Source organism: Nonomuraea sp. SBT364 (genome assembly GCF_001083785.1).
In the GTDB taxonomy this organism is placed as follows: Bacteria; Actinomycetota; Actinomycetes; order Streptosporangiales; family Streptosporangiaceae; genus Nonomuraea.
On record NZ_LAVL01000055.1, the window covers coordinates 13263 to 25755 of the forward strand.

General features: G+C 73.7%; 11 protein-coding genes. 7 read left to right on the forward strand and 4 right to left on the reverse strand.

The features are described 5' to 3' along the window. Nucleotides 1–82 precede the first annotated feature (82 nt). Genes ADY59_RS23895 through ADY59_RS23910 form a run of 4 tightly spaced genes read left to right on the forward strand, consistent with a single transcriptional unit; the run spans nt 83 to nt 4129 of the window. Complete coding sequence (locus tag ADY59_RS23895) at nt 83–1387, forward strand: ABC transporter substrate-binding protein (RefSeq protein WP_049565762.1); 1305 nt, start codon at nt 83–85, stop codon at nt 1385–1387. Continuing rightward, nucleotides 1384–2292, forward strand: coding sequence for a carbohydrate ABC transporter permease (locus ADY59_RS23900; RefSeq protein ID WP_049565764.1), 909 nt, complete (start codon nt 1384–1386; stop codon nt 2290–2292). The genes ADY59_RS23895 and ADY59_RS23900 overlap by 4 nt, the downstream gene beginning before the upstream one ends. After that, nucleotides 2292–3137 carry a carbohydrate ABC transporter permease gene (locus ADY59_RS23905; RefSeq protein WP_049565767.1) on the forward strand — a complete coding sequence of 282 codons (846 nt, stop codon included), beginning with the start codon at nt 2292–2294 and terminating at the stop codon, nt 3135–3137. Before ADY59_RS23900 ends, ADY59_RS23905 begins: the two co-directional genes overlap by 1 nt. Then, a complete protein-coding gene (locus ADY59_RS23910) occupies nt 3134–4129 on the forward strand; it encodes a LacI family DNA-binding transcriptional regulator (protein WP_049565770.1) in 996 nt (331 codons plus the stop codon). The genes ADY59_RS23905 and ADY59_RS23910 overlap by 4 nt, the downstream gene beginning before the upstream one ends. Before the next feature lie 57 nt (nt 4130–4186). Here ADY59_RS23910 and ADY59_RS23915 read toward each other — a convergent pair whose 3' ends face one another. Further along, nucleotides 4187–4834 (reverse strand): winged helix-turn-helix transcriptional regulator, encoded by a 648-nt coding sequence (locus ADY59_RS23915; protein ID WP_049565827.1) that lies wholly within the window; start codon nt 4832–4834, stop codon nt 4187–4189. A gap of 132 nt (nt 4835–4966) precedes the next feature. On the opposite strand from ADY59_RS23915, the gene ADY59_RS23920 reads away from it, so the two are divergent. Continuing rightward, on the forward strand, nt 4967–5365 hold the full coding sequence (locus ADY59_RS23920) for a tautomerase family protein (protein WP_049565772.1): 399 nt from the start codon (nt 4967–4969) through the stop codon (nt 5363–5365). A 76-nt stretch (nt 5366–5441) separates the two neighbouring features. Here ADY59_RS23920 and ADY59_RS23925 read toward each other — a convergent pair whose 3' ends face one another. Together ADY59_RS23925 and ADY59_RS23930 are read right to left on the reverse strand one after the other, a co-directional pair. After that, nucleotides 5442–8000, reverse strand: coding sequence for a DUF7824 domain-containing protein (locus ADY59_RS23925; RefSeq protein WP_049565775.1), 2559 nt, complete (start codon nt 7998–8000; stop codon nt 5442–5444). A 35-nt stretch (nt 8001–8035) separates the two neighbouring features. Continuing rightward, the gene (locus tag ADY59_RS23930; RefSeq protein WP_156325690.1) at nt 8036–9073 is read right to left on the reverse strand and encodes a hypothetical protein; all 1038 of its coding nucleotides are present in this window, start codon (nt 9071–9073) and stop codon (nt 8036–8038) included. Between the two features lie 73 nt (nt 9074–9146). On the opposite strand from ADY59_RS23930, the gene ADY59_RS51610 reads away from it, so the two are divergent. Beyond that, a complete protein-coding gene (locus ADY59_RS51610; RefSeq protein WP_231618854.1) occupies nt 9147–10847 on the forward strand; it encodes a GNAT family N-acetyltransferase in 1701 nt (566 codons plus the stop codon). Here ADY59_RS51610 and ADY59_RS52675 read toward each other — a convergent pair. After that, on the reverse strand, nt 10789–11496 hold the full coding sequence (locus ADY59_RS52675) for an AMP-binding enzyme (protein ID WP_082310354.1): 708 nt from the start codon (nt 11494–11496) through the stop codon (nt 10789–10791). The genes ADY59_RS51610 and ADY59_RS52675 overlap by 59 nt on opposite strands. Nucleotides 11497–11513: 17 nt before the next feature. Here ADY59_RS52675 and ADY59_RS23945 point away from each other — a divergent pair, with 17 nt between their 5' ends. Then, nucleotides 11514–12491, forward strand: coding sequence for an aldo/keto reductase (locus tag ADY59_RS23945; protein WP_049565782.1), 978 nt, complete (start codon nt 11514–11516; stop codon nt 12489–12491). The last annotated feature ends 2 nt before the right edge of the window (nt 12492–12493 follow it).

The window sequence follows — 12493 nt, forward strand, 5'->3', positions numbered from 1 at the left end:
TAACGAGAACATAACGAGCCTTGACGGGTATGTGCGTCTGTTCCAGTCTGTGCACGTTCACAGAGCCTTCTGGAGGTAGGCAATGCGCACCCAACGCCTCGGAGCCGTCCTGGCCGCCGCGCTCACCCTGTCGACGGCCGCCTGCGGCGCGAGCGAGCCCACTCCGGAGGCGGCGCCCGCGACGGCACCGGCCGGCCCGGTGAAGCTGACGTACTGGACCTGGGCCCCCAACATGGACAAGATCGTCAAGGTCTGGAACGAGGCGCACCCGGACATCCAGGTGACGGTCAGCAAGCAGGCCGGCGGCGACGACGCGGCCGCCAAGTTCCTCACCGCCACCAAGGCGGGCAATCCGCCGGACCTGGTCCAGGCCGAGTACCAGCACCTGCCGTCGTTCATCGCGGCCGACGCGGTGGCCGACCTGAAGGCGGAGACCGAGCCGGTCAAGGGCGAGTTCGGCGAGGGCGTGTGGGGCCTGGTCACCCTCGGCACCGACGCCGTCTACGCCATCCCGCAGGACAGCGGCCCGATGATGCTCTTCTACCGCAAGGACCTGTTCGACAAGTACGGCATCGAGGTGCCGAAGACCTGGCAGGAGTACGGCGAGGCGGCGCGGACCGTGCGCAAGAAGGACCCGAAGGTCTACCTCGGCACGTTCTCCAGCAAGGATCCGGGAGCGTTCACAGGACTGGCGCAGCAGGCCGGCGCGCAATGGTGGTCGATCAGCGGCGAGTCCTGGAAGGTGAACGTCGCCGACGAGCCCACCCGCAAGGTCGCCGCCTTCTGGGACGGCCTGGTCAAGGAGGGCGCCATCGACGACATGCCGTACTTCACCCCCGAGTGGAACAAGGCGCTCAACGACGGCAAGCTGCTGACCTGGCCGTCGGCCGTGTGGGCGCCGGGCGTGCTGTCGAGCAATGCGCCCAAGGCCGAGGGCAAGTGGGCCGTCGCGCCGCTCCCCCAGTGGAACGCGGGCGAGAACTACAGCGGCTTCTGGGGCGGCTCGTCGGTGGCGGTGGCGTCGAAGTCGCCGCACCGGGCGGCCGCCACCCAGTTCGCCACCTGGCTCAACACCGACCCGGCGGCGCTCGACCTGCTGGTCAAGGAGGCCGCGATCTACCCGGCCGCCGCCAAGGCCCAGGCCGCGCTCGGCACGGCGCCTGAATACTTCGCCAGCCAGCCCGACTTCTGGCAGCAGGCGGCCACGGTGTCGGCGGGCGCGCGCGGCTTCACGTTCGGGCCGAACGTGAGCGTCACGTACAACGCCTTCAAGGACGGCTTCGACAAGGCGCTGCAGAACGGCACCCCGTTCGCCGACGCCGTCCAGGGCATGCAGGACGCCACCGTCGCCGACATGCGCAAGTCCGGGTTCCAGATCGCGTCATGACGAGCACCGCGAAGAGGCGGCGGCCCCGCGGCCGCCCCTCACTGGCCCCGTACCTGATCCTCACCCCGGCGATGGTGCTGTTCGCGCTGTTCCTGGCGCTGCCCATCGGCTACACCGTCTACCTGGCCATGCGCCGCACCCGGGTGTCCGGGCTGGGCCTGGGCAAGGGGGCGCGGCGTGAGGTGTTCGTCGGCTTCGACAACTTCGCCGCCGCGATCTCCGACGGCGAGCTGTGGGCCGGCTGGCTGCGGGTGCTCGGCTACGGCGCGCTCGTGCTGGTCGTGATGCTCGGGCTGGCGCTGCTGTTCGCGCTCCTGCTGGACTCGGCCCGGGTGCGGCTGGCGCGCTTCAGCCGGATCGCGATCTTCCTGCCGTACGCGGTGCCCGGCGTGGCGGCGACGCTGCTGTGGGGGTTCCTCTACCTGCCGTCGCTCAGCCCGATCCGGGCGGTGTTCGACGTGGACCTGCTCGGCGCGACGACCGTCACCTACTCGATGGCGAACGTGGCCGTGTGGGGCGGGGTCGGGTTCAACATGCTCGTGCTCTACACCACGCTGCGGGCCATCCCCCGCGACTACTACGAGGCAGCCCGGCTCGACGGCGCCTCGGAGCTGCAGATCGCGCTCCGCATCAAGATCCCGATGCTGGTGCCGGCGATCATCCTGACCACGGTGTTCTCGATCATCGCGACGATCCAGGTGTTCACCGAGCCGGCCACGCTGCGGCCGCTGACCAACACGATCAGCTCGACGTGGAGCCCGCTGATGAAGGTGTACCGGGACGCGTTCGTCACCGGCGACCTGTACTCGGCGGCGGCCACCTCGATCGTCATCGCGGCGATCTCGATCGTCCTGTCGTTCGCATTCCTGCGCGTGGTCCGCGATCGCGCCTTCGGGGAGGGCTGATGGCCGCCAACGCTTCTCGCCGGCTCACCGGCCTCGCGCCGACCGGGCTGCTGCTGCTCGGCGCGATCTACTGCCTGTTCCCGGTGAGCTGGGTGCTCATCGCCTCGACCAAGTCGCCGGCGGAGCTGTTCACCACCCCGACGCTGGCGTTCGGCACCGGGTTCCTGTCCAACGTGACCGAGCTGTTCGCCTACCGCGACGGGGTGTTCTGGCTGTGGCTGGTCAACACCCTCGTGTACGCGGGCGGCGGCGCGCTGCTGTCGACCGCCGTGTCGGCGATCTCCGGGTACGCGCTGGCCAAGTATCGCTTCCCCGGCCGGACGCTCATCTTCAACCTGCTGATCGGCGGCATCCTGGTGCCGGCCGTGGTGCTGGCCATCCCGCAGTATCTGCTGTTCGCCAAGGTCGGGCTGGCCGACACGTACTGGGCGGTCCTGCTGCCGCAGATCCTGCACCCGTACAGCATCTACCTGGCCCGCATCTACGCCACCGCGGCCGTCCCCGACTCGCTGCTGGAGGCCGGACGGCTCGACGGGGCGAGCGAGCTGCGGCTGATGACGCGGGTGGCGATGCCGCTCATGACGCCGGGCATGGTGACGATCTTCCTGTTCCAGTTCGTGGCCATCTGGAACAACTTCCTGCTGCCGTTCATCATGCTGGGCGACGACGGCAAGTTCCCGCTGACGGTCGGGCTCTTCACGCTGCTCCAGGCGGGGGCCAACCAGCCGGCGCTGTACAACCTGATCCTCACCGGCGCGCTGCTGTCGATCATCCCCTTGATCGCGCTCTTCCTCACGATGCAGCGATACTGGAGGACCGACCTGTCCTCCGGAGCCGTCAAATGAAACGCCCCACGATCCACGACGTCGCCGCCGCCGCGGGCGTCTCCCGCGGCACGGTGTCGCGGCTGCTCAACGGCGACCGCTACGTCAGCCCGGCCGCCCGGGTCGCCGTCGAGCGGGCGATCTCCGAGACGGGCTACGTGGTCAACCGGGCCGCGCGCAGCCTGGTCACCCAGCGCACCGGCTCCGTGGCGATGGTGCTGTCGGAGCCGCACGAGAAGCTGTTCGAGGACCCCAACTACAGCACGCTCATCCGGGTCGCCGTCCGGCGGCTGGCCGAGCGCGACCTGTCGCTGGTGATGATGCTCGCCGGCGACGAGGGCGACCGCGAGCGGGTGGTCCGCTACGTGCGCGGCGGCCACGCCGACGGGGTGCTGCTCGTCTCCACCCACGCGGGCGACCCGCTGGTCGGGGCGCTCGGCTCCGGCACCCCCGCCGTCTCATGCGGCGCCGTGATCGGCCGCGAGACCGTCATCCCGTACGCCGCCACCGACGAACGGCTCGGCGCCCGGCAGATGACCGAATACCTGGTGAGCCAGGGCCGGCGGCGCATCGCCATGATCACCGGGCCGATGGACACCCCGGGCGGCATCCAGCGCCTGGAGGGGTTCGCCGACGTGCTGGGCCGCAAGGCCACCAAGAAGCTCATCGCGCACGGCGACTGGACCCAGGCCAGCGGCGAGCGCGCGATGACCGAGCTGCTGGACCGCTCACCCGACCTCGACGCCGTCTTCGTCGCCTCCGACCTCATGGCCGCCGGGGCGCTGGCCGCGCTGCGCGCCGCCGGCCGCTCGGTGCCGGGCGACGTGGCGGTGGGCGGCTTCGACGACTCGTCGGTGGCCACGTCCACCCACCCGCCGCTCACCACGATCCGCCAGCCGCTGGCCGAGGTCGCCAACAAGACCGTCGACCTCCTGCTGGCCCTCATCGACGGCGCCCCCAGGGTGGACCCGGTCATACTCCCCACCGAGCTCGTCATCCGCGAATCCGCCTGATCCGGTCCGCGGGTTCACCGGGCCTTTCCCACCTCCCGCTCACGGGAGCGGACGTGGTCAGATCCGCGCGGCCTCGAAGAGCCGGCGCCCGGCGTTGTCGTCACCGGTGATGACGAGCCGCCCGTCGGCGACGGCTTCGGCGAGATCCTCCTGACCGCCGAGCACGCCGGACAGGGTGCCGGGGTCGGAGTCGATGATCGTGTCCGGCGGGTCGTGCGGCTCCCCGCGTCTCGTGTCGACGAGCCTGCCGCCGGCCACCCGGGCGGTGAAGCGGTCGCGGCCGAGGCGGATCTCGTAGGTGGCGGTCCAGGACCGCTCCGGCCGCGGGCTGAAGAGGCTGCGCAACCTGATCACGGCCGAGTCCGCACTCACCGGGCCGGCGGACCGTTCCGGCGCCAGCGCACCCCACTGTCCCAGTGCGACCACGACGGAATCGAGCTTGGCACCCCATTCGGTCAGCTCGTAGACCTGTGAGGCGGCCGGAGGGGGCAGGGTGCGCCGCCGCACGACGCCGGAACCGTCCAGTTCCCGCAGTCGCTGCGCCAGCACCTTGGGACCCACGTTCGGCAGTCCGGCCTGGAGGTCGGTGAACCGCTTCGGCCCGAGCAGGAGTTCGCGGACGATCAGCAGGGTCCACCGCTCGCCCACCTGGTCGAGCGCGGTCGCGATCGCGCACCCATCACCGTATCGACGGTTCGTCGCCATGGTTCCCACCATACTCGCGACGACTCTCTCTTGACCACATTGTCACTAGCCTATAGACAGTAGATACTTTCTTTTAGGAAGTACCGGAAAGCCGGGAGGGCGGCTTGCCTCCCCGGAGAACAGGAGAAGGACATGCCCATCGGATACCTCGACGTGCCCACCGGCGCCGATCTCACGACGAAGCGGGAGCTCGTGAAGGCGATCTACGAAGCCATGAGCGAGGCCTACCCGTTCCCCGACGACACCCGGATCTTCCTGCGCGAGTGGCCCCTGGACAGCGTGAGCCAGAACGGGCTCCTCGGCTCCGAGCCGGCCAGGCCCGCGTTCGTCGCGCACGTCCCCGAGGGTGTCGGCGCCGACGTCAAGCGCACCATGACGAAGAAGCTCAACACGGCGGTCGCCAAGGCTTACGGGCTGCCGTGGTTCATCACGTTCCTCCACGAGCACCCGCTCGACCAGGTGATGGTCGACGGCGTCGTGCTCGCGGACGACCAGCAGCGCGTCGAAGCCCAGCGAGAGGCCTACAGCTGAGCAGCGGGCCTCTTCGCCCGTCACCCCTGAGCCGTCGCAGGGTCAGGGGTGGTTCGCCGTGAACAGGGGCAGGACGTCAGCCGGTGAGCACCTGGTGCAGCCGGCGCGCCTCCTGGACGAAACGGGTGGTCCCCTTGCGTGCCGCGAGCGCCGCCAGCTCCGGGATGCCGCCCGGCGATCCCGCCGTCCCGGCGCCGCCGGCCTTGCAGGCGCGGGCCGCTCGGGCGCCGGCGGCGAGGAGGTCGGGGAGGCCGGCGCGGGGCCGGGCGCCGTCGGCGGGGAGCAGGCGAGGCAGCGTGGCCGCGATCACCGCCCACACCGCCGCGTGCCCGCCGCTCAGCGTGACCTCGTCGAGCGCGGCGATCACCCGGTTGAGTTTGACGACCTCGGACCGCACGAGGTGGGCGACCGCGGCGCCCAGGGCGGCGGCGGGCACCTGGTCGCGGGCGGCCAGCGTGATGAGCGCGTCGACCGCGACGGCCCGGTCGGCGGCGGCGGAGTGGCCCATGACGAAGGTGAGCGCGTAGGCCATGCCGGTGCCCACGGGCCCGCCGGCGTGCGGGAGGCCGGCCAGCAGCGTGACCTGCGGGTCGTGGGTGCTGTCGAGCCACACCGCCAGGTGCGGGGCGAGGTGGGCGGCCACGACGTCGCGGTGCGACGGGAGCACGAGCGCCCGCCAGCCGAGCCGGTCGTGCCCGTCGTCGATGCCGAACAGGCCGCGCAGCGACTCCGGCACCGTCTCGCCCGGCGGTGTCAGCGTCGTGGTCACCTTGGTGTAGACGCTTCCGTAGCTGACCCGCGTCTCCACCTCGCACCGCATCTCAGGATCGCCCGGGATCGCGCCGCCCATCCAGGCGGCGCAGGCCCGCCCGGCGTCGGTGGTGAGCGCGCGGGCCCGGGCCAGGACGGCCGGGGCGACGTCGCGGGGCAGCCGGAGCAGCGCCTGCTCCAGGTCGGCGGGCAGCGGCTCGGCGCCCGCGTCGGCCAGCCGCTGGAGCCGGTCGAGCAGGGTGGCGGGGTCGACGTGGCCGGTGCCGGAGGTGGGCGTGGCGAGCAGGACGGGATAGCGGGCCCCCGACTCGAAGGGCGCGACGAGCTCGAGCGCCCGCCGCTGGAACAGGCGCTCGAACGCGTCACGCGCCGGGGCCTGCACCTCCGTCGCCGCCAGGGCGGCCGACAGCTCGCGGCTGGCCTCCGGCGCCACGGCGGCCAGGACGGCGCGGCGTAACGTCTCGGGGATGCCTTCGTAGCGGAGCCGGCCGCGGTGGCCGAAGTATTCGGGGACGTGCGCGCGCCACCGCTCCCCCAGCGCCTCGCGGAGCGCCGGGCGGTCACGGCCGGTCCACTCGGCCAGCGCGGCCAGGACGCGCTCGAACCCCCACGGCCCGAGCCGCCAGTCGACGTCGGCGACCTCCCGTGCGAGCTCGCCGGCCGACGCGATCGCGGCGGGGAGCTCCGGTGCGGGACCGGCGACGAGCGCGGGCGTCTCGGGAAGCTCCTCCTCGACCGTCGCGTCGTAGGCGGCGGAGATCTGCGCGCGCAGGTCGGCGGGCAGCGCTCCGGCCGCCTCCAGCACGGCCGCGCGCCCTTCGGCACCCGCGTGCGCGGCGTGCTTCACGGCGGCCCGCACGGCGCGCCCCTGGAGGTCGAGCGCATCCTGCTTGAAGATCGGGGCGAGCGCGCCGAGCGCCGCGCCCGCCCGGCCAGGGGCCCGCGTCATGGCCTCGTCGGCCCAGGTGACGGCGGCCTTGACCAGCTCCTTCTCGGTCCGGAACGCCAGCCCGCCGATCGCCTCGGCGAACAGCTCGTCGCCCAGCCGCCCGGCGTCGTCCAGCAGCCGCAGCCGCGCCCGCGCCAGGGCGGCCACGGCGGGCGGCGCGACGGGGAGCAGCGCCGCGTAGTCGCGCACCCGCTCCGCCGTCTCGTCGAGGGTGGGCGCCAGCGAGTCGTGCAGGCCGGCCAGCGCGGGCGGCCCGGCCGGCCCGTCGCGCAGCAGCCGGCCGACGACGCCGTCGAGGACGGCGGCCCGCTCCAGCAGCCCCGACTCGACCAGGGCCGCGACCGTCTCGGCCTGCCACGGCCCGAACGCCTCGGCCAGGCCCGGCGGTTCGAAGATGCGCGGCGCCAGGTGCGGGAACAGCGGATCGGCCGCGACCTCGACCGTGTGGAGCCCGCGCAGCCAGCCGAGGACGAGCTCGTCGCTGGCGGGCGGCTCGATCCCGGTGTCGCGGACGAGCGCGGCGACGATCTGCCATTCGCGGTCGCCGTCGGTCACCCGCAGCCGGGCGGTCATCCGCCTGGCGAGGTCTTCCCGCCACGGCGCGGGCCGGTCACGCACGAGGTCGAGGATGCGCCGGGGCTCCCCGGCGTCCTCCGTGCGCCACCGGAAGTCACGCCGGAACACCCACGCGGTCACGGCCGCGGCACCGCCGAGGCAGCCGACACCCGCGACGACCAGCGGCGCGAGCTCGCGCTGCCACTGCCACGGGCCGTCCATCGACCGCGACCGCGCGGCCACGTAACCGGGCAGCTCGGCGGCGACGGCCTTGCGCCCGGCGTCGCCGAGCCCGCCGACGAACCGGACCGCGCCGGCGGTGTCACCGGCCCTGACGATCTTGAGCAGGTCCTCCCACATGCCGGAACCCTAGCGGCGGCCCCCGACAGTTCCGATCACGCGTGCAGCTCCTCGATGATCTCCAGCACGGTGGCGTGCTCGCCTCCCGGCCCGCCCGCCGCCGGGGCGGGAGGCACGCCGGTGAAGCCGAGCAGGGCGCTGATCCCGCGCGTGGCGCGGTCGCCTCGGCGGTGCTCGTGGAAGGCCGCGGCGAGAGTGAGCAGGCCGGCCTTCAGCGACGGCTCGGGGAAGGTGACGGCGGGGGCGCAGCGGCGCAGCTGCTCGGCGTGCCGGTCCTGCCAGGGCTCCCAGCGCCAGCCGGGCCACAGCGCCGGCATCTCGGGGAGGACCTGGGCGAGGTCGCGCGTCGTCCACACGCCCGCCGTGCGCGTGTCCGCGTCGAGGTGGATCCCCGCCGACGGCGCGTGCGGCCAGGACCTGACGGGCATCCAGGTCGCGTACGCCTCCAGCGAGGCGGGCCCGTGGCCGATGACGGCGTCGGCGGGCGGGCTGACCGGGTAGCCGCGCACGACGCCGCCGCGGGCGACGGTGACCAGGCACACCGGCTCGCCCGGTGCGGCCCGCCGCAGCGTGTCCGGCCAGGTGGGCAGGGCCGGGGGAAGGCGGCTGCCGGGCGGGTAGACCCCGGGGTCGAGCCAGAGCATCGGCATCCTGGCCCTGAGCTCCTCGGGCGTGCGCACGCCGGGCGGGACGGGCACCGACCTGGGCGCGGCCACCCCGGCCGGGTCCTCGCCGACGGCCCGCACCAGGTCGGCGAGGCCGTCGTAGGCCCACTCGACCCGCCAGCCCGGCCAGGTCCTGGCCAGCACCCGCAGCGTCGCCAGCCGGTAGGAGGGGTCGGCGCGGCACGGCGAGAACCACAGCAGCCGCCGCTCGTCCACGTCGGCGAGAGCGGCCCCCGTGCAGAGGACCTCGTTCATGAAGGCGGTGTCGGGCTGCAGGCGCTCGGCGAACCCGACGCCGGCGCGGGGGCCGGGCAGCAGCTCCAGCTCCAGGTCGTAGCCGGCCCACGGGGAGTAGCGCAGGCTCCATGAGCCCCGCCGTTTGATCACGAAGTGTGCTCGATCACCCACGCAGCGATACTAAGGCTGATCTCTCCCCCGCATCCGGGTTTTCCCCATCTTGACCGGCTGACAGCATGGCGGCATGGCGGTACGGCTGAGAGCGGCGCGCGCGGGCGAGGCCGAGCGGCTGAGCGGGCTGGCGGTGCGGTCCAAGGCGTACTGGGGGTATGACGAGACGTTCCGGGAGGAGCTGCGGCTGAGGCCGGAGGAGGTGGCGGCGCGCCGGGTGACGGTGGCCGAGGGGGACGGCCGGGTGCTGGGGTTCGTCACCGTCGAAGGGGAGCCGCCGGACGGCGAGCTGGGCATGCTGTTCGTGGAGCCGGACGCGATCGGCGGCGGCGTGGGCCGGGCGCTGTACCGTCACGCGCTGCGCGAGGCGGGCCGGATCGGGTTCACGCGGCTGGCGATCGAGGCCGATCCGCACGCGGTGGGCTTCTACACGGCGATGGGCGCGGAGCTGTGCGGGCCGGCGCTGCTGGTGGCGTGGCCGCCCGCGCCGGAGCCGTCCTGGGTGGCGGCGTGGACCGGCGGGCGGCCGGCGGCGCACGTGGGGAACGTGGCGGAGTTCAACGGCGCGCCGCCGGGGCCGGACCACTACGCGTGCATGGCGGTCTTCGCCGGCCCGCTGCCGGAGGTCGTGGTGCTGCCGGTGCCGGTGGACGAGGCGTGGATCGGCGGGCTGGCGGACGAGCTCGGCTGGGGCGGGGTGGAGGTGCACGACGGGATCGCCCCGGACGGCGCGGTGTCGGCGGCGATCGCCCGCCGGCCCGCGCTGGCGCGGCGGCTGGCGTCGGCCGCCGGGCCGGTACTGCCGTGGGGCCGGACCGAGCAGTTCGCCCGGATCGTACCCACGCCCGGCGCGGTGCTGGCCGCCATCCGGCGCTTCGAGTCCAAGCGCGGCGCGCACGAGCTGTTCCGCGAGCTGGCGCCGGGCCATCCGGGGATCGTCGTGCCGGCGCAGCGGCCGGTCGGCTCCCGCCGGGCGCTGCGCCGGGAGCTGGCGTCGGGCGCGGCCCTGGTGCTGAAGACCGAGTACGGCGTCGGCGGCGGCGGCACGCTGATCCTCAACGGCGGCGCCCGCTCGGTGGCGCGCCGGTGGACCCGCGCCGGCGTGCTGGTGGAGGAGTACGTGGACGGCTCGGGCCCGTACCGCGACCCGACGTTCGACGCCGTCGTCGACGCCGGCGGCGACGTCCATCCGGTGGGGACCGGCCTGATGCGGGTCGAGGGCCCGTGCTACCGGGGCGTCACCACCGGCCCCGGCGTGCTGCCCGACGCCCTCGCCGGCACGGCCGCGCGGTTCGGCACGGCGGTGGGCCGGGCGCTGGCCGCGCACGGGTATCGCGGCTGGTACGACGTCGACTTCGTGACCGACGACGCCGGCCGCCTGGCGCCCACGGAGATCAACCTGCGGCTCACCGGCCCGGCGGTGGCCTTCACCCTCCGGGCCCGGCTCGACGGGCTGCGCGGCGGGCGGCATGTCGTCCGGGTCCTGGACCGGCTGCCGCTCGGGGCGCGGCTGCCTCCGGCGGCGCTGCGCGAGCATCTGGCCGGGATCGCGCGGGAGTGCCGGCAGCTCGGCGTGACGTTCCTGCCGACGATCCCGTCGGCCGCGATGGAGCCCTGGCCGTACGTGGGCGTCGCCTTCGCCGCCCGCACGGCGGACGGCCTGGACCGGGCCGAGGCCGTCACGCGGGCCGCGAACGAGGCGCTCGGCTCGCTGTTCACCGAGGTCGCGCGGCCACGAAGGCGACCACCACGGCCGCGGCGATCATCAAGGTGACGTTGAAGCCGTACACCAGGGCGGCCTGTTGCGGCCAGTCGGTCTTGGCGGCGAGCCGGTAGAAGTTGTCCTGCGGCCACCACGCGACCAGCAGCCACACGATCGCCACGTGCGCCCACCCGCTCACCCGCGCCGACCGCCTGAGCCACATCATGATCCCCCGCCCGAACAGCAGGAAGCCGGCCCCCAGCCCGAACGCCGCGCACTCGCACAGGTAGAGCACCGTGAACAGGGCCGCCCACGGCTGCGGCACCGCCGACAGGTCGGTGGAGTACGGCCAGAGCACGTCCGTCAGCAGGAAGGCCGCGCACGCGGCGGCCAGGGCCGTGACGGCCATGGCGGCTCCTCTGGGCATCCTCTCCCCGCCGCCCTTGCCGCCCGCCGGCCGGGCCCGCACGGGCAGCGGCAGCGCGTCGCGGTCGACCTGCCCCTCCGGCATCCGCGGCAGGTCGCGCAGCAGCGCCACGACCTGCGGAAGCCGCCGTCCCGGCAGCCGCCCGACCAGGTACGCCCGCAGCTCCTCGCCGGTGACCTCGCCGTCCGGCACGACGTACGCGATCAGCGTCGTCTCCCACACGCCGGTCCTGACGTCGGCGACGACGCAGTCGGCCACCGCCGGGTGGCGGCGTAACTCCTCTTCGACTGTCATATGACAGGGTTACCCACATGGAACACCGCGTATTGGGACGCACCGGCCGCCAGGTAGGCGTGGTCGGGCTCGGCGCCTGGCAGCTCGGCGCCGACTGGGGTCAGGTGAGCGAGGACGAGGCGCTCGCCACGCTGGCCGCCGCCGCCGACGGGGGCGTGACGTTCATCGACACGGCCGACGTGTACGGGGACGGCCGCAGCGAGCGGATCGTCGGCCGCTTCGCCAAGGACCGTCCGGAGCTGACCGTGGCCACCAAGATGGGCCGCCGGGTGGAGCAGGTGCCGTCCAGCTATGTGATGGACAACTTCCGCGCCTGGAACGACCGCTCCCGCCGCAATCTGGGCGTCGACACGATCGACCTGGTGCAGCTGCACTGCCCGCCCACCGCCGTCTTCTCCGACGACGCGGTGTTCGACGCGCTCGACACGCTGGTCGCCGAGGAGCGGATCGCCGCCTACGGGGTGAGCGTGGAGACGTGTGAGGAGGCGCTGACCGCGATCGCCCGTCCCGGCGTGGCCACCGTGCAGATCATCCTGAACGCGTTCCGGCTCAAGCCGCTGGAGCGCGTCCTGCCCGCCGCGCGCGAGGCGGGCGTGGGGATCATCGCCCGTGTCCCGCTCGCCAGCGGCCTGCTGTCGGGACGCTACGACGAGAAGACCACGTTCGCGCCCGACGACCACCGCAGCTTCAACCGGCACGGGGAGGCGTTCGACGTCGGCGAGACGTTCTCGGGCGTCGGCTTCGAGACGGGGCTGGAGGCGGTGCGCAGGCTGGCCCCGCTGGTGCCGGAGGGGGCGACGACGGCGCAGTTCGCGCTGCGCTGGATCCTCGACCAGCCGGGCGTCTCCGTCGTCATCCCGGGCGCCCGCAACCCGGCCCAGGCGACGGCCAACGCCGCCGCCGCGGCTCTCCGGCCGTTGCCGGAGAGCACGCTGCGGGCCGTACGGGACGTCTACGACGAGCTGATCCGCCCGCAGGTGCACGGGCGCTGGTAGGC